Source organism: Azoarcus sp. Soil_N_20, assembly GCF_057656155.1.
On record NZ_JBDGKX010000010.1, the window covers coordinates 165,526 to 187,228 of the forward strand.

Here is a 21,703-nt window from a genome sequence, read left to right on the forward strand (position 1 = left end):
CGGCATGACCTGTACGCCCATTTGTAACACCAAAGGCAGGAACCGTGTATCCGGTTTCCCCAATCACCAAGCCGGCTGCGGGCTTGCTGGTGTTACTGGCGGAGAGGGCGGGATTCGAACCCGCGTTGGGATATTATCCCAAACACGCTTTCCAGGCGTGCGACTTAAACCACTCATCCACCTCTCCGTGGAAGCCGCGCATTCTAGCGGTTTCGGTAGTGCAGTGGAAGCGCTTTGTAAGCTTTTCTGTCGCGCCGGAATTGTGCCATGGCCCGGTAGATCGACTACCCCATCGGTGGCCTGGATGGTAGTCGTGGCTGCTGGCATGAGGCTACAACGTCGCTTGCTGCCGGTCTCTTGACGAGCGGGAACGGACTCCCCCAAAGGTCTTCAGATGATCAGTCTCAATCTCCACGACGCGATTGTCGCCCTGACGACCTCGCTCGATTTCGTCGGTGTCGATGAGATTCAGCATGGCAAACGGGTCGGTCACATGGCCCGTGCTGTCGGGCAGGCGCTTGGGTGGTCGGAAGCGCGTTGCTGGACCTTGCTGCACGCCGGGATGCTCCACGATTGCGGGGTGTCCCAGGTGCGGGAGCACAAACTTCTTACCGCAACCCTGGAGTGGGACGGCGCCGAGGAGCACTGTATCCGGGGGGCGAACTATCTGGCTGCGTGCCCGGTTCTGTCACGCTTTGCGGATATCGTTCGCTATCACCATACCCGTTGGGATGAGCTGTCGGCCGTTGAGACCCTGACCGCCGAGACGCGCCTGGACGCCAACCTGGTGTATCTCGTGGATCGCGCCGATGTGCTGTTGGTGCCCTATCTGACCGGCGGGCATCTGCACCACGAAGTCATCTGGGAGCACGAGGCGATCGTGGCTCTCTTGCAGGCATTGGCGGGGAATCTGTTTGCGCCGGAACTGGTTGACGCGTTTGCCCGCACTGCCGCTTCCGATGCGTTCTGGTTGTCGATGGATCCGCTCTACCTCAACGAGGAACTGGACGCGCTTGGCAAGGGCGTGCCGCCGGTTGCGCTCAGTGCCTGCGAGATGCGTGATCTGGCAGTGCTGTTCTCGCGCGTCGTCGATGCCAAGAGCCACTACACCGACGATCACTCGCGCCGTGTTGCCGCGATCTGCCGTCATTTGGCCGCGGCAATGGGGCGCCAGGGGGAGGCGCTGGTGATGATCGAACTGGCCGGCCTGCTGCACGACATGGGCAAGTTGCGGGTGCCTGACGAGATCATCGAGAAACCGGGGGTGTTGACGCGTGACGAGCGCGCCTACATCGCGCGCCACAGTTACGATACCTACCGCATCCTGATGCGGATCTTTCCCGATACGCCGATTCCGCGCTGGGCCGGATCGCATCATGAGAATCTGCTCGGCCTGGGTTATCCGTTTCGATCCAGCGCCGACGAGATCGATCTCGAGAGCCGGATCGTTTCGGTGGCGGACATCTTTCAGGCGCTGCTCCAGGATCGCCCGTATCGCCCACGACTGGGCGGCGACGACGTCATCGGGCGCCTCGAGATGCTGGTCCGTGAAGGACGTCTCGACGCCGGGGTGGTGGCAACGCTGATCCGCGAGCGCGATGCGTGCGTACGGCTGGCATCGGCGGAGTTTCCGCTGCAGGAGCGCGTCGAGGGGTGATCAGGCCGGCGTCGCCGTCTCCAGATAGCGGCTGACTTCGCTGGCAATCGCCTCGAGTTCGGCCAGCAGGTCGGTCGGCAGCCCGGCCGGGATCGGGTTGCGCTGTGCGCAGGTGAGTTCAAGTGCGGCGGCGAGACTGGCGCCGGTCGTGGCGTGAAGCTGGGCGAGGGTGCCCCGCAACGAGTGCCCCACACGCCTCATGTGTTCGAGATTGTCGGCCTCGATCGCACGACGGATCTCACCTGTCACGTCGGTTTGCCAGCGCAGGAAATGCTTCAGCACGCTACCGACGATCTGTGGGTCGTCCATGAGGTCCTCACGCATCGCGTCGGGATCGAAGTGTTTGAAGCAAGTCGGCTTCGACGCCATAGGGTCACTCCAGCGTGATGCTGCGATCGGCGCAATGCCCCCGGGCTGCGGTGAGGGCGTTCAGGCGGCTCGGCCATGAGGTTTGATGCCGGGCGCGTGCAGGTTGCGGTTGCGGCGAATGCGGGATATCAGGGCCTGCACATAGCCATGCAGCTCCCGAAAGGGGACCGGCTTGCGATAGACGGTGATGTCGTCAGGCAGTCCGCCTTCCGCGGCGATCTCGTCCGGGGTCAGCACCGAAACCACGACAATGGCGATCTCGCCTGCCATCGGGTTCTCGCGCAAGCGGCGAATCATGCCGAAGCCGTCCAGCCCGCTCATGCGCAGGTCGCTGATCAGCAGATCGGGTGCGCAGCGTCCAACCTCGAGCAGGGCGTCGATTCCCTGGTCGAAGACCTGTATGTCGAGTGGGAGATCCCACTGCGCAAGGGTCTCGAGATAGACCTCCTGCAGCAGCTTGTCGTCTTCGACCACGATCACCCGCAGCGCATCGGCGTCGGGTCGAGCCGCCTGGGTGGGATGGCCGGCCTGTGGCTGGGCGTGGGCGAGCAGCGCATCCACCGAGTCCTGGCGGATGCGGCGGTGACCGCCCGCCGTTTTCCAGGCAACCAGCTTGCCGCTTTCCACCATCTGCTGTACCGCACCCAGGGAAAGGCCGAGCTGGCGAGCGGCCTGGGCAGTGCTGATGAATTCCTGGGGTGTTGCGCTTGAAGTCATCGTCATCTCGAAAGAGGGAGTTTCGCTGTGAAAATAACAGCAAAGTGGCGACAGCGCCAAATCGATGGGTTGAAATGCAGCACCGGTTTCCCGCTGCGGGCGTGGACATCACTCTCGTGGACCGAAAGTTTGAGTCGCGTGCCCGGCAGCGAATGCTCATTGGGTCGAATGGCATGGCCCCTGCGAACGGGCCATGCCTCATTTCCCATCCTCTCTCCCCGTGCGCCGTTCTCCGTGCCGTCGCGTCTTGAGATAAACCGGTTCAGCCGCACGATTCTGGCGCAAACTGCAGATGGTGGCGCCGCTGCGTACCTGTGGAACCGCGCGCGTGATTTTTGCGGCTGTCCGTCGAACGCATCCGGCGCGCGCCCCGGTCGGCGTCGGATCATTGCTTCCCGGACGGCTTGTCGGCAGCCCGATTTTGGTGGAAATTAGTCGCTCACGTAACCTCTGCCGGACCCTCGATCATGTCTTCTTCACGCAATGTGCTGGGTGGTGCGCTTCTGGCCTGCAGCTACGCTCCATTGACCGGGTTTTATCGGACCGGGTGTTGTGAAACCGGGCCGGATGACCGCGGACTTCATCTCGTCTGTACCCGGGTTACCAGCGAATTTCTTCATTTTTCCCGTCAGGCCGGCAATGATCTGTCGACGCCAAAGCCGGAATACCGTTTTGCCGGACTGAAGCCGGGCGATCGATGGTGTCTGTGCGCCTTGCGCTGGCTCGAGGCGCTCGATGCCGGGGTCGCGCCGCCGGTGGTGCTGGAAGCCACCAACGAGGCCGTGCTGGAACTGGTCGAGCTGGATGTGCTCAGGGCGCATGCCTATGGCGCCAACACAGGCTCTGCGGGCTGAATCAGCTCGATGCCTGGAGGATCGCAGCACCGAGCGCGCTCGAAGATTGGGCGCCCGATACCGCAAGCCTGCGGTTGATGATGAAGAAGGGCACGCCGCTGATGCCTTGCTTCTGCACCTGATTCGCCATCCGCCGCACCGCCGCGGCGTCTTCGTCGGTTTCGAGCCAGGCCAGGGTGGTTTCGCGGTTTTCTCCGCAGGCCGCGGCGATGTCGGCGAGAACTTCCGGGTCGCCGATATTCTTCCCTTGCTGAAAGTGCGCCTCGAACAGCGCATCGGTCAGTGCGCGGATGCGCTCGGGACGCGCGCCCTGCGCCTGCAGCCGGTAGGTCAGGCGGTGCGCCGCCATCGTGTTCGGGCGAACCGCGATGCGTTCGAAGGCAAATCGGACGCCGTCGGGTGCACCAGCTTCGGCGACGCGCGCGTGCAGGGCATCGACTTCACGTGGCCCGCCAAACTTGGCTTCGAGAAACGCGCGGTAGGGTTCTCCAGCCGTTGGCGTGTTCGGGTTCAGAAAATAGGGCAGCCAGTTGATGCGGACGTCGAGTGCGGGTTGTTCGGTACGCAGACTCTCGATGGCATTGGTGAGGCGTACCTTGCCGATATAGCACCAAGGGCAGACGAAGTCGGAGATCAGGTCGATATTGAGCGGCATTTGCGGTGCCCGGTCGGGCGCAGGAGGGCAGAGCACCCACGCTAGCACACGTGTGGCCTCCGGCGGTACGGATACTGCAGCGGCGGCACCTGCAACATGATTTAACCGTGTCGGGTGCTGACTAGGGGGAGGGGGATCGGTTATCATCGCGCTTTCCCGCAGCACACTTCTCATGACTAAATACGTCTTCGTTACCGGCGGTGTCGTGTCCTCCCTGGGCAAGGGCATCGCGGCAGCCTCGCTAGGCGCCATTCTCGAGTCCCGCGGCATCAAGGTTACCCACCTCAAGCTCGACCCCTACATCAACGTGGATCCGGGCACGATGAGCCCGTTCCAGCACGGCGAGGTCTTCGTTACCGAAGACGGTGCCGAAACCGACCTCGATCTCGGCCACTACGAGCGCTTCACCAGCGCCAAGATGGGCCGGCGCAACAACTTCACCACCGGCCAGATCTACGAGGCGGTGATCAAGAAGGAGCGCCGCGGCGAATACCTGGGCAAGACGGTACAGGTGATTCCGCACATTACCGACGAGATCAAGGTCTGCATCAAGCGCGGTGCCGAAGGCGCCGACGTGGCGATCATCGAGGTCGGCGGTACGGTGGGCGATATCGAGTCGTTGCCCTTCCTCGAGGCGATCCGCCAGATGGGCTTCGAAGAGGGGCGCCAGCGCACCTGCTTCATCCACCTTACGCTGCTGCCTTATATCCCGACCGCGGGCGAACTCAAGACCAAGCCGACCCAGCATTCGGTCAAGGAGCTGCGCGAGATCGGCATCCAGCCCGACATCCTGCTGTGCCGTGCCGATCGCTCGATCCCGGCCGACGAGCGGCGCAAGATTGCGCTGTTCTGCAACGTGATGCCGGAAGCGGTCATCGAGTGCCTCGATGCCGACTCGATCTACAAGATCCCGGGCATGCTGCACGACCAGATGCTCGACGAAATCGTCTGTCACAAGCTGGACATCCTGGCCCGCGCTGCGGACCTCACCGTGTGGGAGAACCTGATCCGCGCGCTGGAGAACCCGAAGCAGACCGTGGATGTTGCGTTCGTCGGCAAATACGTCGACCTGACCGAATCCTACAAGTCGCTGATCGAGGCCCTGAACCACGCCGGGATGCACACCGAATCGAAGGTGACGATCCATTACATCGACTCCGAGGATATCGAGCGTGACGGCTGCGGCGTCCTCGAGACCATGGATGCGATCCTGGTTCCGGGCGGTTTCGGCAAGCGCGGCACCGAGGGCAAGATTGCCGCGATCCGTTATGCACGCGAACACAAGGTGCCGTATCTGGGCATTTGTCTGGGCATGCAGCTCGCCGTGATCGAGTTCGCGCGCGACGTTGCCGGTATGGCCGGGGCGCACTCCACCGAGTTTGACCGCGACACCAAGTACCCGGTCATCGGCCTGATCACCGAGTGGAAGGACCGTTCCGGCAAGTTCGAGAAGCGCAGCGAAGACTCCGATCTTGGCGGCACGATGCGCCTCGGGGGGCAGGTGTGTCAGCTGGGCGAGGGCTCGCTGGCGCGCCAGATCTACGGTCACGCCGAGATCATGGAGCGCCATCGCCACCGCTACGAGGTGAACAACACCCTGCTCGCCGGTCTGGAAGAAAAGGGGCTGATCGTTTCCGGCCGTGCGCCGGTCACCGATCTGTGTGAAATGGTCGAACTGCCCGCGGACGTCCATCCGTGGTTCGTCGGCTGCCAGTTTCACCCCGAGTTCACGTCCAACCCGCGCAAGGGTCATCCGCTGTTTACGGCCTACGTCAGGGCAGCGATCGAACGGAAGGTCACCAAGGCCTGAAGGAGCAGCACATGCAGCTTTGCGGATTCGAAGTCGGTCTCGACCGGCCTTTCTTTCTGATCGCCGGTCCGTGCGTGATCGAATCGCGCGACATGGCGTTCGATACCGCCGGCGCGCTCAAGGAAATCTGTGCGGAGCTGGGTATCCCCTTCATCTACAAATCGTCCTACGACAAGGCCAACCGCAGTTCGGGCAAGTCCTATCGTGGAACGGGCATGGACAAGGGGCTGGAAATTCTCGCCGATGTCAAAAAGCAACTCGGCGTGCCGGTGCTGACCGATGTGCACGCGATCGAGGAGATCGCCGCGGTCGCGGCGGTGGTCGACGTGTTGCAGACCCCCGCTTTCCTGTGCCGCCAGACCGATTTCATCCACGCGGTGGCGGCGTCGGGCAAGCCGGTGAATATCAAGAAGGGCCAGTTCCTCGCCCCCGGCGACATGAAGAACGTGGTCGACAAGGCGAAAGAGGCAAACAACGGCGCCGACACCATCATGGTCTGCGAGCGTGGGGTCTCGTTCGGCTACAACAATCTCGTGTCCGACATGCGTTCGCTGGCGATCATGCGTGAAACCAACTGCCCGGTGGTGTTCGATGCCACCCACTCGGTGCAGCTCCCCGGCGGGCAGGGCACCGCCTCGGGCGGGCAGCGCGAATTCGTGCCGGTGCTGGCGCGTGCGGCGGTGGCGGTGGGGATCTCGGGGCTGTTCATGGAAAGCCACCCCGATCCGGCGAAGGCATTGTCCGACGGTCCTAACGCCTGGCCGCTGGCCAAAATGAAGGCGCTGCTCGCCACGCTCAAGCAGATCGATGCGCTGGTGAAGTCCGGCCCCTTGCTCGAGCAGACGCTGTGAGCGCGACCATCGCCCGACCAAATTCAAATCCGTAACTGAAACAGGAAAAAAGATGAGTGCAATCGTTGATGTGATCGCCCGCGAAATTCTGGACTCCCGTGGCAATCCCACCGTCGAAGCCGACGTGCTGCTCGAGTCCGGCGTCATGGGCCGTGCGGCGGTGCCGTCCGGCGCGTCCACCGGCTCGCGCGAAGCGATCGAGCTGCGTGACGGCGACGCCGCGCGCTACCTCGGCAAGGGCGTGCTGCGCGCGGTCGAGAACGTGAACACCGAAATCTCCGAAGCCATCATCGGCCTCGACGCCGAAGAGCAGGCTTTCATCGACCAGACCCTGATCGAACTCGACGGTACCGACAACAAGGGGCGACTCGGCGCCAACGCGATGCTGGCGGTGTCGATGGCGGTGGCCAAGGCCGCGGCCGAAGAGGCCGGCCTGCCGCTGTACCGTTATTTTGGCGGTGCCAGTCCGATGGTGATGCCGGTGCCGATGATGAACGTGATCAACGGTGGCGAGCACGCCAACAATAGCCTCGACATCCAGGAATGCATGATCATGCCGGTCAGCATGACCAGCTTCCGCGAGGCGCTGCGCTGCGGTGCGGAGATTTTCCATCATCTGAAGAAGATCACCGACAAGAAGGGCTACCCCACCACCGTGGGCGATGAAGGCGGTTTCGCACCGAACGTGTCGGGCACCGAGGAAGCGCTCAACCTGATCCAGGAAGCGATTTCGGCCGCCGGCTACGAGCCGGGCCGCGATGTACTGCTGGCGCTCGACTGCGCCGCGTCCGAGTTCTACAAGAACGGCAAGTACGAACTGAAGGGCGAGGGCCTGAGCCTGAGCGCCGAAGGCTTCACCGACTACCTGGCCACGCTGGCCGACAAGTTCCCGATCGTGTCGATCGAGGACGCCATGGCCGAGGGCGACTGGGCGGGCTGGAAGCACCTGACCGAGCGCCTGGGCAAGAAGATCCAGCTGGTCGGCGACGACCTTTTCGTGACCAACACCAAGATCCTCGAGCAGGGTATTGCGCAGGGCGTGGCCAACTCGATTCTGATCAAGATCAACCAGATCGGCACGCTCACCGAAACCTTTGCCGCGGTCGAAATGGCCAAGCTCGCCGGCTACACCGCGGTGATCTCGCATCGCTCGGGTGAAACCGACGACTCGACCATCGCCGATATCGCGGTTGGCCTGCGTGCAATGCAGATCAAGACCGGCTCGTTGTCGCGTTCCGACCGGATCTCCAAGTACAACCAGTTGCTGCGGATCGAGGAAGATCTCGGCAATACCGCCGTCTATCCGGGCACGCGCGCGTTCTACAACCTGCGCTGAGCGGGTCTGCGGAAATGAAGTCGCATTGATCAAGCGGAAAGGCCGACGGATAATCCGGCGGCCTTTCGTTCATTTTTTCCACCGTTCTCACATTCCTGCGGGGGCTCCGGTTTCGACATGCGTTGGCCCGTGATCATTCTTGCCGTACTGGTGGTCGTGCTGCAGTACCCGCTCTGGCTGGGCAAGGGCGGGTGGCTGAAGGTATGGGACGTCGATCGGCAGCTCGAGGCTCAGCGCGACGACAACCTGAGGCTGGAGCAGCGTAACGCGAGCCTGGAGGCGGAGGTGCGGGATCTGAAGTCGGGCAACGATGCGATCGAGGAGCGTGCGCGCTACGAACTCGGTCTGACCCGCCCGGGGGAAATTTTCGTTCAGATTCCCGGCAAGAACTGAACCGGCCGCGGCCGGTCCAGCTGAGCGGTGAGCAGTTACAGGATTTCGGCAATCGAGGAGCGCTTCTCGAGTTCCGCCTCGAACGCCACCATCTCCATGCCGAGAGCGTCACGGGCGGAAATCATCCCGATCGCACGACCGTTGTCGACCACCGGTACATGCCGGAAACCCCCATCGAACATCAGATGCATCGCATGACCAAGCGGCCGGTCTGGCTGGATGGTCTGCAGGTTGGCGGTCATCACGTCGGCCAGCGAGGTCGTGGCCGGGTCGAGTCCCGCGGCCAGCACCCGGTTCAGCGCGTCGCGTTCGGTAAAGAGTCCGATCAACTGTTCGTTTTCGACCACCATGATCGCTCCGACGTGGGCCGCCGCCATTCTCCGGGAGGCTTCAAGCACGCTCAAGGTCTTGTCGGCCGTGACTATGGTCTGACCGTTTACCACTTCCCCTATCTTTCTTGTTGGCATTGCATTTCCTCCTCCGGTGGGACACTTCAGCATCGTCAGCCTAGATTTCGGTGGTGCGACATGCAAGGACAAACCGCACGGTGCGGGCCCGGAATCTAGTTACGTGCCAGCAAGGTACGCATCCCGTCGATACGGGGGGCAAAGTAGGTGTTGTCGAGCCTTTCGACCCGCACCACGCCACGGCTGGAGGGGGCATGGATGAACTTGCCATCGCCCAGATAGATGCCCATGTGGGAATGCCTGCGTTTCTGGGTATTGAAGAATACGAGGTCGCCGGGACGAAGCTCCGAGCGCTCGATCGGGCGGGTGGCTTCCGCGATCTGCGCCGCATTGTGCGGCAGCCGGAGGCCGCTGATCTGCTCGACGATGTAGCTGACCATGCCGCTGCAGTCGAGTCCGGCTTCGGGGTTGCGCCCGCCGAAACGGTAGCCGGTGTCGAGCAGGCCGAACGCGAACAACACCATCTCCTGCGTCTGCGCGGGCGCTTCAAGGGCGAAATAGTCGCGGACCGGGGTTTGCGGCAGCGTGTGCCCGGGAGCCCCGCCAAAACGGGGCGCAGGCGTGGTGCTGCAGGCGGCGAACAGGGCGAGTCCGGCAGCGAACGTCAGCAGGCGCAGGCCGCCGGCCACCCGGTGAAACGGTGTCCCGCGCTGACGGTGGTCGAAAGCGCGAGCTCGATCGGCGCTGAACGGGCGGCAGGAAGTCGGCATGCGGCGAACGATAGGCGATCGGCGTGGAGGCGTCCAGCCCGCGGGCCGTCTTGGGCGCTTCCGCGGGCCGGGTACGAAACCGGGCGCCCGGCCGATTCCGGCATTTTCCGCTCCAGCCTTCAGTCGAGCAGCTCGATGCTGCCGCTGACGGTGACCGACACATCGCTTTCGCCGCCCTCCATCGGTGCCGACTCGGCATCCGCTATCATCCCTGCGCTTCGCATCTTGGCATAGATAGGCGGACGGGAGCCCGACTCGGAGATGTTCAGGCGGTGTATCCGGTGGTTCTTGCCCAGCGTGGAGGCGATCAGGGTGGCGCGCTTCTCGAAGGCATGGATGGCATCGACGGTGGCGTCGTCGGCGGCCTTCCGTCGCGTTTCCGCAGCGGGTTGCATGGCGATGCTCGACACCGCGAGGCTGCTCTGGAGTTTGCCCACGAGTTCGGACAATGCGGCCGTATTGCGCGTTTCGAGCCGCAGTTCCGAGCGCATCCGCCAGGCTTCGATCTTGCCGCCCCCTTTGGAATACACCGGCCACGTCGATGTTCCGGCCGACTGCAGCTTGATGTCAGGATAGCTGCGGGCAGTTTCGATGGCGGCGGCAATGCTGCGGTTGACCTGTTTCGCAACCGTGGCCGGATCGGACCCCGACTGCTCGGCATAGAGCTGCGCGATCGCGAGGTCGTTGGGGGCCGGGCGACTCGCTTCCGCCGAGAGTTCGGCGGTGCGGATCCGGAGCTGCTGGTCATCCTCGGCGTGGGCGCCGCACAGGGTCAGGGCAAGCAGCATGGCAATCAGCGGACGGCAGGTCATCATCGGGGCTCCCGGGCAGTGGCGTGAGCCTCCTTATATACCGTATCGCCCGCAATCGCGTCGCGTCGCGGGTGTAATGATCTGTGAATCGTGCGCCTTGAGGGGCGCGAACGCTGCCGCTCCATCCCTTGACCCGCGCGCTTGCGAACGGCATGCTGCGCGCTCTTCCGGATACGCTCTCGGCCATGAATCGCGATCGCCTCGTCGGTGCCCTGTACGTCACCCTGTCTGCAACCGGTTTCGGTGCAATGGCGATCTTCGCGCGCTACGCCCAGGTCGGCGGGGCCGAGGTCGTTGCGGTGCTCTTCCTGCGCTTCCTGCTTGCCGGGCTGGTGATGGCTGCGGTGATGCTCGCGGGTCATCGGCGCTGGCCGCGAGGACGCAATCTGCTCGTTCTGGCGCTGATGGGCGGGCTCGGCTACGTGGGCCAGTCGTACGCGTACTTTACCGCGCTGAACTACGCGTCGGCCGGCCTGGTCGCGCTGCTGCTCTACCTCTACCCCTTCCTGGTCACCGTGCTGGGTGCGTTGCTCTATCGCCGGCGGCTTACTGCCGGGCGGGTGTGCGCGGTGCTGGTAGCGCTGGCCGGGACCGCGATCACGCTGGGCGGCGGCGTGGCCGGCGAGCCGCTCGGCATCACCCTCGGGATTGCCGCGGCGCTGATCTATTCGATTTATATCCTCGCCGGCAGTCAGGTGGTCGACAACGAAGATCCGCTGGCCGCGGCGACCGTGGTCATCATTTCCGCGGCCATGGTGTTCGGCGCCATTGCAGGGGTGAGCGGGCCGGCGTGGCCGGCGAACATGGCGGGCTGGCTCGCGGTCACCGCGATTGCGCTGATCTCGACGGTGGTTGCGATGGTTGCCTTCTTCGCTGGCATGCAACGACTCGGCGCGGCAGACGCAGCCACGTTGTCGACCCTCGAACCGGTCGTCACCTTCGTGCTTGCGGCGATCTTTCTGGGCGAGCCGCTACAGCCAAATCAGCTCGTCGGCGGCGCCATCATCCTTGGGGCCGTGGTCTGGCTCACCCGTACGAGTCCGCTCCCCGAGGCGGCAGGGGCGACGACGGGTGATCAGGCGGTCGTGTCGGGCGCCAACGGACGCAACTCCGCTTCGTAAAGACGGGCGTTGTCGACATAGTGGCGCGCATTGGCCTGGAGTCCGGCGATATCGGCGTCGGTAAGCTCCCTGATCACGCGGCCGGGCGAGCCGACCACCAGTGAGCGGTCCGGGATCACCTTGCCTTCCGGAATCAGCGCGTTGGCGCCGATGATGCAATTCTTGCCGACCACGGCGTGATTGAGGACCACGGCGTTGATGCCGATCAGGCTGCCATCGCCGATGGTGCAGCCGTGCAGCATCACCATGTGGCCAATGGTGACGTCTGCGCCGATGGTCAGTGGAACACCGTCGTCGTTGTGCAGGATGGAGCCATCCTGGATGTTGCTGTTGTCGCCGATGACGATCGGGTCGTTGTCGCCGCGAATCACCACGTTGTACCAGATGTTGACGTTGCGCCCGGTCTCTACCGAGCCGATCACGGTGGCGTTGTGCGCAACCCAGGTGCCGTCACCTAGGCGGGGCGTGCGATCGCCCAGGGCGTAGATACTCATTCCAGTTCTCTCTGTCTTGTGGTGGTTGCGAACCGCTTCGGGGGGCGCTGATCATAGCAAGTGACCGGGCAAAGCGGGGGGACTTGATCGGCTGCTCGATATATGTACTAAAAAAAGCGGAAAAATGCGACCGCCGGGCTTGCGCGGTGCAACATCCGAAGGCATAATTCGCGCCCTGCGTTGGACATGAGGCAGATTTGCCGAAGGCGAAGTAGCAATATTTCGAGAAACGCAGGTGAAGTTGACAAACAGAAATAATCTTCTAGAATGTCGCTTCTTTGCAGCACGAAGCGCCCGTAGCTCATCTGGATAGAGTACTTGGCTACGAACCAAGGGGTAGGAGGTTCGAATCCTTCCGGGCGCGCCACAGATTCAAGCACTTAGCCAATCCTTCGGGGTTGGCTTTTTGCTTTTCTAGCGCTGGGGGAACGATCGGGGGAGCAGTACGGGCGCGGTGCCCGCTGGGATCGGCCTGCGCACAAACGAAAAGGCCGGGTTGCCCTGGGTCTCCTGTCACCCTTCGCGCCGTGCCGCCGATCAGGCGGCGCAGGTCTCCGCCGCCGCATCCCGCAGTCAGAGCAGTGCGCGTCGCCGTGGCGGATCGAGCGTGCCTTGACGCCTCGCAACTAGGGGAGGGGGCGCCCCCGGGGGGTGGGCCAAGGGGTGGGGTGCCGGTGGGTGTCTACCCTGTGCTCTCACGCCAAGACCCCCTGAAAACCTTGGGGGTGTAGCGGATGGCATAATGCTTCACGTTCTTGAACCACCTACCACCATATCGAAGGTTCGCAACGCTTCCTCTAAGCTACATGCGAATATCTCGCGGCACTCAATTCGATCGCTCCCTCGCAAGTAAGTGATCGGTTGCTGGTAGCTTTCAAGGGCGGCATGGACAGCGAACTCAGTCTTTCCCGCGTTGCTGCTCAGTGGCACGACGCGTTTCACGTCCCAGTCACGAATATTCCCGTAAGCAATGTTACGAAGGAGTTCTGCCCTCTCTTGAGGGTGGTGTGCGCTGTATCCGACCTTCACGTACCGGGTGCTTGGTGAGAAAGCCAGGTAGACATAGCCGGACGCTGAATGTCTGAGCTGATAAGCAATTACTGCGGTGTTGCATTGGAGGCAATGGCCGGACCGGGCACGCAGGGAATGCCCAGCGGCCTTGCATTTCGCCCCGCCGTAGAAAAACGGTTTGTCCAAGAGCTTCATCTGCTGCTTCCTTTCGTCCGCCGAAAGACCGGATGCATCGAATAACAGCGATGGCGAGATGTGCTGAGACTTCAGAAACACCAGTTCGTCCTGCGTTAAGCGTGCCATTTGAAACCCCCTATGAATCGTCGTGGGACAACGTACTGTGCAGCATACCGATCTATGACGATCTTGTAGCTAAAAGGCCTACACCGATCGCCCCATTCTTCGTTACTGAATCGCCCCGGGCGTCCGCCAGCGCGCCGCACGTCTCCAACAGGAGTTCCATCGCCTCCCGCTGAAAACTCCGTGTGCTAAACAGTTAACAGGTCATGCTGGGACCATACCGGGCTATCATGAGAGCGACTAGACCAAATGGGCAGAGGGATCGACTGGTGAAGCGCCAGAAAAGAGTGGTGTTTGCTGTGCTCGCAGTAGGCTGTATGAGCTTTACATCATCTGCAGGGGCATGGACAGAGCAGGACGAAATGTATTTCCAGCACCTGCAGCGGCTTGACTTTGCCGCTGCGATCGAAGCGGAGCGTTACGTGCCCAAAGCCCGTTATCGGTGTCTACTGGAAAACCTCGCGCGGGTAATGAATGACGCTGCTGCACAGAGCGTCGTGCGTATGTGCACCGAGGAACACCCCACTGCGGATAGCCCCCAAGATCAGCGGGAAACAAGCTTGTTCGCGCGGAGCACTCCAGATAAGTGCTTCCGTAAACATGGCGCCCAGACGGGAAGTGCGATTGCGGCACAAAGCATTCGAAGGGCATGCCGGGTCCTGTACGGAAACTGACCCAAGCGTGCCGCAGTACCCGCTCGTCCAAGACTGAATCAATCTAAAGCACGAGGCGTATCGTGATCCGCTCAGCACTTGCACTGCTTACAGCATTCTTCGTCGCCACGCCGGCGGTCGGGCAGGTCTATAAGTGCAAGTCAGCAAACGGACAGCTAGAGTATTCCGGCACTCCGTGCGGTGCGGTTTCTGAGCCAGTCCAGGTTATCAGGACAGATCCGGCTATGTCGTCCTCCTCTTCATATGGCGGAACGACTTCTGGGGGCAACTCTTACGATAGGCCACTACGCGCACTCATTGCGTCTGCGCTTGCCAGCGGGGATTATCGAAAGGCCGAGGGCCTCGCCGTGTCAGAAGACCACTGGAGCATGGTCAGGTCGGCGAAGGCGGCCGAGATGGAGGCGAAGAAGCTGTTGGCGGAGGAGCGCCGTGCAAATCGCCCACGAACGTGCATTTCTCGTGGAACCTCGTTCAAAATCACCGACGAGATTACCTCCCACAACGGCACGGTCTATTGCCGGTAGTTCCGTGGCCGTCGAGTGTGCCCCCAAGCCCGCGGGGGCGGATTTCCTGCAGCGCCCATCAGGTGAGTGCCTCGGTTCTCTTGTGGCTCAGGAGGCCATCGTTTTTTTCTGTAGTTCATGAAGGGCACGAAGCGCTGCCTTTTCGATCCAGTGTCCAGCTTCGTCGCTCGGGCGCGCCACAGATTCAAGCAAAAGGGCCAGTCGAAAGACTGGCCCTTTTGCTGTCGACTTTCATTCGTGAGGCGTCTCGTCGGCACCGAGTTTCTTCATCCGGTAGGCGAGCCGTGAACGGGTGAGACCGAGCAGGCGCGCGGCGGCGGTGAGATTGCCGTCGCACTGGGTCACCGCTTCGCGCACCAGGCGTGCCTCGAGGTCGTCGAGGGAAGGGCCGCTCGATCCGGCGGCGGGGGCGAAGCGTCTGAAGTGTTCGAGGGCCGAGCCGTCCGGCGGTGCGTCGTCGCTCGCCAGGGCGCCGGCCGCTCCGACCGAGAACAACAGGTTGCGGGTGGTCTCCTCGTCGCGAAAGAGGTGCGGCAGGTCGATCGGCGCGCCGTCCTCGGCGGCGATCACGCCGCGCTCGACCAGGTTCTGCAGTTCGCGCACGTTGCCTGGGAAGCCGTAGTTGAGCAGGGTGCGCACCGCCTTCGAGGTGAAGCCGGTCACCTGGCGCCCGTGCAAGGTATTGTAGTGCTGCAGGAAATGGCTCAGCAGCAGCGGAATATCGTCACGTCGCTCGCGCAGTGGAGGAAGCTGGATCGGAAACACGTTGAGGCGGAAGAACAGATCCTCGCGGAACTGGCCCTGACGCACCGCGGCGCGCAGATCCACATTGGTGGCCGCCACCACGCGCACGTCCACGCGCAGGGTCTTGGTGCCGCCGACGCGCTCCACCACGCCCTCCTGCAGGGCACGCAGCAGCTTGCCCTGGGAGGTGAGGCTCAGGGTGCCGATCTCGTCGAGGAACAGGGTGCCGCCGTGGGCGCGCTCGAAGCGACCGGGGCGCGAGGTGGTGGCCCCGGTATAGGCGCCACGCTCCACGCCGAAGAGCTCCGACTCGACCAGGTTCTCGGGAATGGCGGCGCAGTTGATCGAGACGAAGTCCTTGTCGTGGCGTGGACTGATCTGGTGCAGCATCTGCGCGAAGAGCTCCTTGCCCACGCCGGACTCACCGGTGAACAGCACCGTGGCCCGCGTGGTGGCGACGCGGCGCAGCATGTGGCACACCGCGTTGAAGGCGGACGACACGCCGACCAGCTGGCGGTCGCCGAGAAGCGGCAGTTCGCTGTGTGCGCCGGGCAGTCGGGCCTGCTCGCGCGGAATGGGACGGTAGTTGTCGCGGGTGATGAAATCCTCGGCGTTGAGGTAGCGCAGATCTTCCTCGACGTCGCCCCACTGCTCCACGGTCTTGCCCAGCACCCGGCACACCGAATGGCCCATCGACCGGCATTCCACCTCGCGGAAGACGGTCAGCCGCCCGAGCAGGGTGGTGACGTAGCCCATGGCGTAGCCGAGCTGCATCCAGCACGCGGGTTCGGTGCCGATGCCGTAGGCCGCGATGTGTTCGTCGTCCTCGCTCGAGTGATGCCACAGAAATTCGCCGTTGTAGGTTCCTTTCCGCTGATCGAACTCGAAGTGGACGGTTTCGACCTTTACCACGCCCTCCAGCGAATGCAGCCGGGTGCCGGCGAAGAAAATGGCCTCGGGCTTGGCGTCGGGCCAGCGCTCCCGTACCAACTGGGCATCGCGTACCCCGGAGGTGTATCCGGAGCGCGTCAGCAGGCCGCGGGCGCGCTCCAGTCCGAGGCGTTCGATCAGCTCGCGCCGCAGGCTGCCGAGCGCGCTGTTGTGCATCAGCACCATGCGCTGATCGTTGAGCCAGATGCGCCCGTCGCCCGGTGAAAAGAACAGGCATTCGCTCAAATCGTGGAAGGTGGGGGAGGCCGAGTCGCTGAGCGTCTTGCTGTCGCCGGGCGCCAGCATCGCGCCGGTGGCGCGCGACACGTCGGCCAGGGAAACGCGTGGGGAGGGGGGCATCGTGGTCTCTTCCGCTATCGGTGTTGTGCGCAAAATTATGAGGTGCTTCGGCCGCACTTAACAACTTTGTGATGTCGACGCGCGGTCGATGACCTTGTGCGATGCAGCGAAGCTGGATCCGACCTTCGATCTCCGCTCCAGCAAGGCCACGCTTCGTGGTCGATGCTGTCATGCAGTACGCGACGTCCGTCGGTTGCTTGGCATACGCCTTGCGATATAGGAGGCAACGAGAGATCAGTGCCGTGTTCGCAACCGGACCCCGGCAGATCCATCAACCCCGACGGAGGAGAAGGACGTGCAATCTGAAAACGGCAGCCTGCTGAGCGACTCGCGCTGGAGCGGGCATATCTTCAACGGCGCCTGGGTGGAAGCAAGTGGCGGCAGCGCGCCGGTGACCGAACCGGCCACCGGCGAAACGCTGACCCGGGTCGGCACCGGCAATGCCGCGGACATCGCCATCGCCGCACGTGCCGCGGCCGAGGCGCAGCGGAACTGGGTGCGGATGCCACCGCGCGAACGTGCCGAGATCTTCCACCGCGCTGCGGAGCGGCTCCAGCGCGATGCCGAGGCGCTTGCGCAATGGATCGTCCGCGAGACCGGCAGCATCGTGCCCAAGGCACAGCTCGAGGTGCGCGAGGCGGTGGTCATCCTGCGCCGCGCCGCGGCGATGGTGCTCGATCCCGATCAGGGCGTGATCCTTCCCTCGGTGTCCGGACGCCTCTCCTACGCCCGGCGGGTGCCGCACGGCGTGGTGGGGGTGATCTCGCCGTTCAACGTCCCGCTGATCCTGTCGCTGCGCGCCGTCGCGCCGGCACTGGCCGCCGGCAACGGCGTCGTGCTCAAGCCCGATCCGCGCACCCCGGTGACCGGCGGCTTCATCATCGCCCGCGCCTTCGAGGAAGCCGGGCTACCGGCCGGCCTGCTGCAGGTGATCCCGGGTGGCGCCGACGCGGGCGAGGCCCTGTGCACCGACCCCCACATCCGCATGATCGCCTTCACCGGATCGACCGCGGCCGGGCGGCGCGTGGGCGAACTCGCCGGGCGGCACCTGAAGAAGGTTGCCCTCGAACTCGGCGGCAAGAGCCCGCTGATCGTGCTCGACGATGCCGATCTCGATCTGGCGGCAAGCAACGCGGCGTTCGGCGCCTGGATGCACCAGGGCCAGATCTGCATGGCCTCGGGCCGCATCCTGGTGCACGAATCGATTGCGCCGGCGCTCGTCGCGCGCCTGGTGGAGAAGGCGCGGCACCTGCCGGTGGGCAACCCGGCCAGCGCTCCGGTGGCGATCGGGCCGCTGATCAACGCCGCCCAGCTCAAGCGCGTGGACGGCATCGTGCACGACAGCGTGCGCGCCGGCGCGCGGCTGGAGGCGGGGGGCACGAGCGAGGGTCCGTTCTACCACCCGACCGTGCTGTCGGGGGTGCGTCCGGGCATGCGTGCCTATGACGAAGAGTTCTTCGGGCCGGTGGCCAGCGTCATTTCTTTCGCCTCCGACGACGAGGCCGTGCATCTGGCCAACGACACCGAGTACGGGCTGTCGGCGGCGGTGATCTCGCCCGCGCTGGGGCGTGCGATGGCGATCGGCGACCGCCTCCACTCCGGCATGTTGCACATCAACGACCAGACCGTGAACGACGAGTGCACCAACCCCTTCGGTGGCTGCGGTGCGTCGGGCAACGGCGGCGGCATCGGCGGCCCGGCCGATCGCGACGAATTCAGCCAGTGGCAATGGGTGACGGTGAAGGACACGCCGCCCGCATACCCGTTCTGAGCCTGGCCGGAGAGCGCTCGCTCTCCGGCCGGATTCGGCGAATGAGGCCCTGCCGGTGCAGCGGGGCCGATCCATAACCAAGGAGATAACAATGAAGCGTTCACGCAAGAACCTGCCTCATCGGCCACTGGTGCTCGCAGCGGCCGTGGCAGCGGCACTGTGGCTACCCGAGGCCGGCGCCTTCCAGTTCAACACCGGCAATCCGGACTTCGCCCTGCGCTGGGACAACACCTTCAAGTACAGCGCGGCGTTCCGGCTCAAGGACCGCTCGGACACGCTGGTCAATGACGTGAACTACGACGACGGCGACCGCAATTTCGACAAGGGCCTGATCTCCAACCGGATCGACTGGCTCACCGAACTCGACGGGCGCTACAGGAACGTCGGTTTCCGGGTCAGCGCGGCGGCCTGGTACGACGACGTCTACAACCGCAAGAACGACAACGATTCGCCCTTCACCAACAACGCCACCAGCGTCCCCTACGACGAGTTCACCGACGACACGCGGGACCTGCACGGGCGCCGTGCCGAACTGCTCGATGCCTTCGTGTACGGCAACTTCGATGTCGGAAGCATGCGCACCAATCTGCGCCTGGGGCGGCACTCGCTGGTCTATGGCGAGACCCTGTTCTTCGGTGCCAACGGCATCGCCGACGCGCAGGGGCCGATCGACCTGGTCAAGCTGCTGACCGTGCCCAGCTCGCAGTTCAAGGAAGTGCTGCGTCCGGTGGAGCAGATCTCGGGCACGCTGCAGATCGTGCCGGGGCTGTCGCTTGGGGCCTACTACCAGTTCCGCTGGGACGAAACCAAGATTCCGGCGGTGGGCAGCTACCTGTCCAACATCGACTGGGCAGGCGACGGTTCGGAGTCGCTGATCGTCGGTCCCGGGGTGGCGTGGAACCAGATCTCCAACCTCGAGCCGCGCGATTCGGGGCAGGGCGGCCTGCAGCTGCGGTTCGCGCCCGAGGGCAGCGACTTCGAGTACGGCCTGTACTTCGCCCGCTATCACGCCAAGACCCCGTCCAGCTTCTATTTCGATCCGATCGGCGGCACCATCCGCACCGTCTATGCCGAAGGCATCCGCACCTACGGCGCCAGTGCCACCACCTCGATCGGCCAGCTGAACCTGGCGGCCGAGGCCTCGGTGCGGCACAACGCGCCGCTCAACGGCGATCCGCAGATCTCGCTGTTCCAGGCCGGCGACAACCGCAGCAACATCCTCTATCCGGTGGGCAAGACCGCGCACGCCAACCTGTCCGGCATCTACGTGCTGCAGCCCTCGGCGCTGTGGGGCGGCGGTTCGGTATTGGCCGAGCTGGCGTGGAACCGCGTGCTCTCGGTAACCAAGAACCGGGCGGCGCTCGACCCCAATACCACCCGCGACGCCTGGGCGATGCGGATGATCTTCTCGCCGGCCTACTTTCAGGTCCTGCCCGGCCTCGACCTCGAGGTGCCGATCGGCGTCGGCTACAACTTCGACGGCCGTTCCGGCGCGGTGGCCAACTTCAACGGCGGCAGTTCGCACGGCGGCGACTTCTCGCTCGGCGTCAACGGCACCTATCAGAACGTGTGGAAGTTCGGCATGAACTACGTGCGCTTCTTCGGCGACGAGTTCAGCTTCGTCACCCCGCAGAACTCGGCCACGCCGATGCTCTCGTTCAAACAGACGCTGAAGGACCGGGATTTCATCTCCTTCAACATTCAGCGCACCTTCTAACGGAGACCACAGAACATGAATAGCGCACTACGCACCCTCGCCGCCGCCCTTGCCCTCGCGCTGGGCACGCACGCGGCCGTCGCTGCCGTCACCGCCGACGAAGCGGCGAAGCTCAAGACCAGCCTGACCCCGTTCGGCGCCGAGAAGGCGGGCAACAAGGACGGCTCGATTCCGGCGTGGGACGGCGGCTACAGCAAGGTTCCGAACGGCTATCAGAACGGCACCCCGCGCCCCGATCCGTTCGCCGCCGACAAGCCGCTGTTCGCGATCACCGCGGCCAACGCCGCCGAGCATGCCGACAAGCTGAGCGACGGGGTGAAGGCCCTGTTCGCGCGCTACCCGGACTTTCGCATCGACGTCTACCCGACCCGGCGCACCGCCGCAGCGCCGCAGTGGGTCTATGACAACACCTTTGCCAACGCGACCCGGGCCAAGCTCGCGGACGATTCCACCTCGGTCAGCGGTGCCTTTGGCGGCATTCCCTTCCCGGTCCCGGCCAACGGTGAAGAGATCATGTGGAACCACCGCCTGAGCTGGTTCGGGCAATCCGTCCAGTACGCCCTGCGCACCTTCATCGTCACCGCCGACGGACGCCGTGCGCTCGCCAGCGAGGGCGACGAGATGCAGCAGTGGCCCTACTACTACCAGGACGGCAAGCTCGACACCTACCGCGGAACCTACGCGCTCGGCCGCTTCATCGTGTCCGGGCCGGGATCCAAGGCGGGCGAGGCGATCCTCGCGCACGACTCGTCGCAGGCGGGCAAGCCGCGCGACATCTGGCAATACCTGGTGGGGCAGCGGCGCGTGCGCAAGGCGCCGTCGGTGGCCTACGACACGCCCGACTTCGTGACATCCGGGGTCGGCCTGTTCGACGAGGCCTTCATGATGTTCGGCCCGATCGACCGCCATGAGTACAAGCTGATCGGCAAGAAGGAAGTGTTCATTCCCTACAACAACAACCGTGCGGCCTTGAAGAAAGTCGACGAGCTGGTGGGCACCCACTTCCTCAATCCCGATCACGTCCGGTGGGAGCTGCACCGGGTGTGGGAAGTGGAGGCCACGCTCAAGGCCGGCAAGCGCCACACCGTGCCCAAGCGCAAGTACTACATCGACGAGGACTCGTGGCAGATCGTGCTGTTCGACGGCTGGGACGCGAAGGGTGACCTGTGGCGCTCCAACTACTCGCTGACCTACCTCGTGCCCGAGCTGCCGGCGCTGGTGACCAACGTGATGTGGGGCGGCTACGACCTGCAGACCGGAGCCTACTACCTGAACGCGGCGATGAACGAAGCGACGACGCACTACAAGGTCGACGCGCCGAAGTCCGAGAACATCTGGAGTCCGGAAGAGCTCGCCAACCAGGGCGCGCGCTGAGCGCGGGCTGGGCGGGCAATCGCCCGGCAATTAAGGACGTGAAGTCAGTGTC

Annotated in this window: 21 protein-coding genes and 2 tRNA genes; 13 read left to right on the forward strand and 10 right to left on the reverse strand. The window is 63.9% G+C overall.

Going from position 1 to position 21,703, the window contains the following annotated elements; all coding sequences use genetic code 11:
* Positions 1-96 precede the first annotated feature (96 nt).
* Positions 97-187, reverse strand: a tRNA-Ser gene (locus tag AC3A35_RS19385).
* A 207-nt stretch (positions 188-394) separates the two neighbouring features.
* Here AC3A35_RS19385 and AC3A35_RS19390 point away from each other — a divergent pair.
* On the forward strand, positions 395-1,657 hold the full coding sequence (locus AC3A35_RS19390; RefSeq protein ID WP_487437902.1) for an HD-GYP domain-containing protein: 1,263 nt from the start codon (positions 395-397) through the stop codon (positions 1,655-1,657).
* Here the strand turns inward: AC3A35_RS19390 and AC3A35_RS19395 are convergent, their stop codons facing one another.
* Complete coding sequence (locus tag AC3A35_RS19395) at positions 1,658-1,966, reverse strand: Hpt domain-containing protein (RefSeq protein ID WP_487437904.1); 309 nt, start codon at positions 1,964-1,966, stop codon at positions 1,658-1,660.
* A gap of 120 nt (positions 1,967-2,086) precedes the next feature.
* Positions 2,087-2,743 (reverse strand): excisionase family DNA-binding protein, encoded by a 657-nt coding sequence (locus AC3A35_RS19400; RefSeq protein WP_487437906.1) that lies wholly within the window; start codon positions 2,741-2,743, stop codon positions 2,087-2,089.
* Positions 2,744-3,210: 467 nt separating this feature from the next.
* On the opposite strand from AC3A35_RS19400, the gene AC3A35_RS19405 reads away from it, so the two are divergent.
* Positions 3,211-3,597, forward strand: a complete 387-nt coding sequence (locus tag AC3A35_RS19405) for a DUF2237 family protein (RefSeq protein ID WP_487437907.1) — start codon at positions 3,211-3,213, stop codon at positions 3,595-3,597.
* Between the two features lies 1 nt (position 3,598).
* Here AC3A35_RS19405 and AC3A35_RS19410 read toward each other — a convergent pair whose 3' ends face one another.
* The gene (locus tag AC3A35_RS19410; protein WP_487437909.1) at positions 3,599-4,252 is read right to left on the reverse strand and encodes a DsbA family oxidoreductase; all 654 of its coding nucleotides are present in this window, start codon (positions 4,250-4,252) and stop codon (positions 3,599-3,601) included.
* A gap of 172 nt (positions 4,253-4,424) precedes the next feature.
* On the opposite strand from AC3A35_RS19410, the gene pyrG reads away from it, so the two are divergent.
* The 4 genes from pyrG (at position 4,425) to ftsB (ending at position 8,642) form a co-directional block, all read left to right on the forward strand.
* Positions 4,425-6,062 carry a CTP synthase gene (gene pyrG / locus AC3A35_RS19415; protein WP_487437911.1) on the forward strand — a complete coding sequence of 546 codons (1,638 nt, stop codon included), beginning with the start codon at positions 4,425-4,427 and terminating at the stop codon, positions 6,060-6,062.
* An 11-nt stretch (positions 6,063-6,073) separates the two neighbouring features.
* Positions 6,074-6,913 carry a 3-deoxy-8-phosphooctulonate synthase gene (kdsA, locus tag AC3A35_RS19420; protein WP_487437912.1) on the forward strand — a complete coding sequence of 280 codons (840 nt, stop codon included), beginning with the start codon at positions 6,074-6,076 and terminating at the stop codon, positions 6,911-6,913.
* A gap of 52 nt (positions 6,914-6,965) precedes the next feature.
* Positions 6,966-8,249, forward strand: coding sequence for a phosphopyruvate hydratase (gene eno, locus AC3A35_RS19425; protein ID WP_487437913.1), 1,284 nt, complete (start codon positions 6,966-6,968; stop codon positions 8,247-8,249).
* 117 nt (positions 8,250-8,366) lie between these two features.
* Positions 8,367-8,642, forward strand: a complete 276-nt coding sequence (gene ftsB, locus AC3A35_RS19430) for a cell division protein FtsB (RefSeq protein WP_487437915.1) — start codon at positions 8,367-8,369, stop codon at positions 8,640-8,642.
* A 35-nt stretch (positions 8,643-8,677) separates the two neighbouring features.
* Here the strand turns inward: ftsB and AC3A35_RS19435 are convergent, their stop codons facing one another.
* From AC3A35_RS19435 to AC3A35_RS19445, 3 genes are all read right to left on the reverse strand, one after another.
* Positions 8,678-9,109 carry a CBS domain-containing protein gene (locus tag AC3A35_RS19435; protein WP_487437917.1) on the reverse strand — a complete coding sequence of 144 codons (432 nt, stop codon included), beginning with the start codon at positions 9,107-9,109 and terminating at the stop codon, positions 8,678-8,680.
* 95 nt (positions 9,110-9,204) lie between these two features.
* Entirely contained in the window at positions 9,205-9,819 is a 615-nt protein-coding gene (locus tag AC3A35_RS19440) for a C40 family peptidase (protein WP_487437919.1), read from the reverse strand.
* 119 nt (positions 9,820-9,938) lie between these two features.
* The gene (locus AC3A35_RS19445; protein ID WP_487437921.1) at positions 9,939-10,634 is read right to left on the reverse strand and encodes an SIMPL domain-containing protein; all 696 of its coding nucleotides are present in this window, start codon (positions 10,632-10,634) and stop codon (positions 9,939-9,941) included.
* Positions 10,635-10,816: 182 nt separating this feature from the next.
* Here AC3A35_RS19445 and AC3A35_RS19450 point away from each other — a divergent pair, with 182 nt between their 5' ends.
* Positions 10,817-11,752, forward strand: a complete 936-nt coding sequence (locus tag AC3A35_RS19450; protein WP_487437923.1) for a DMT family transporter — start codon at positions 10,817-10,819, stop codon at positions 11,750-11,752.
* Here the strand turns inward: AC3A35_RS19450 and AC3A35_RS19455 are convergent.
* A complete protein-coding gene (locus tag AC3A35_RS19455) occupies positions 11,707-12,246 on the reverse strand; it encodes a gamma carbonic anhydrase family protein (RefSeq protein ID WP_487437925.1) in 540 nt (179 codons plus the stop codon). The genes AC3A35_RS19450 and AC3A35_RS19455 overlap by 46 nt on opposite strands.
* 290 nt (positions 12,247-12,536) lie before the next feature.
* Between AC3A35_RS19455 and AC3A35_RS19460 the strand changes: the two genes are divergently transcribed.
* A tRNA-Arg gene (locus AC3A35_RS19460) sits at positions 12,537-12,613 on the forward strand.
* A gap of 380 nt (positions 12,614-12,993) precedes the next feature.
* On the opposite strand, the gene AC3A35_RS19465 is transcribed toward AC3A35_RS19460, so the two are convergent.
* Positions 12,994-13,560 carry a GIY-YIG nuclease family protein gene (locus tag AC3A35_RS19465; protein ID WP_487437927.1) on the reverse strand — a complete coding sequence of 189 codons (567 nt, stop codon included), beginning with the start codon at positions 13,558-13,560 and terminating at the stop codon, positions 12,994-12,996.
* A gap of 266 nt (positions 13,561-13,826) precedes the next feature.
* Here AC3A35_RS19465 and AC3A35_RS19470 point away from each other — a divergent pair, with 266 nt between their 5' ends.
* Together AC3A35_RS19470 and AC3A35_RS19475 are read left to right on the forward strand one after the other, a co-directional pair.
* Complete coding sequence (locus tag AC3A35_RS19470; protein WP_487437929.1) at positions 13,827-14,231, forward strand: hypothetical protein; 405 nt, start codon at positions 13,827-13,829, stop codon at positions 14,229-14,231.
* 62 nt (positions 14,232-14,293) lie between these two features.
* Positions 14,294-14,755 carry a DUF4124 domain-containing protein gene (locus AC3A35_RS19475; RefSeq protein WP_487437931.1) on the forward strand — a complete coding sequence of 154 codons (462 nt, stop codon included), beginning with the start codon at positions 14,294-14,296 and terminating at the stop codon, positions 14,753-14,755.
* Between the two features lie 231 nt (positions 14,756-14,986).
* On the opposite strand, the gene AC3A35_RS19480 is transcribed toward AC3A35_RS19475, so the two are convergent.
* Positions 14,987-16,789, reverse strand: a complete 1,803-nt coding sequence (locus tag AC3A35_RS19480; protein WP_487437933.1) for a sigma 54-interacting transcriptional regulator — start codon at positions 16,787-16,789, stop codon at positions 14,987-14,989.
* Positions 16,790-17,084: 295 nt separating this feature from the next.
* Here AC3A35_RS19480 and AC3A35_RS19485 point away from each other — a divergent pair, with 295 nt between their 5' ends.
* The 3 genes from AC3A35_RS19485 to AC3A35_RS19495 all read left to right on the forward strand — a co-directional run bounded on the left by AC3A35_RS19485 (position 17,085) and on the right by AC3A35_RS19495 (position 21,651).
* Positions 17,085-18,560 carry a benzaldehyde dehydrogenase gene (locus AC3A35_RS19485; RefSeq protein ID WP_487437935.1) on the forward strand — a complete coding sequence of 492 codons (1,476 nt, stop codon included), beginning with the start codon at positions 17,085-17,087 and terminating at the stop codon, positions 18,558-18,560.
* 91 nt (positions 18,561-18,651) lie between these two features.
* On the forward strand, positions 18,652-20,277 hold the full coding sequence (locus AC3A35_RS19490; RefSeq protein ID WP_487437937.1) for a DUF1302 domain-containing protein: 1,626 nt from the start codon (positions 18,652-18,654) through the stop codon (positions 20,275-20,277).
* A gap of 15 nt (positions 20,278-20,292) precedes the next feature.
* Entirely contained in the window at positions 20,293-21,651 is a 1,359-nt protein-coding gene (locus AC3A35_RS19495; protein ID WP_487437938.1) for a DUF1329 domain-containing protein, read from the forward strand.
* Positions 21,652-21,703: the final 52 nt, after the last annotated feature.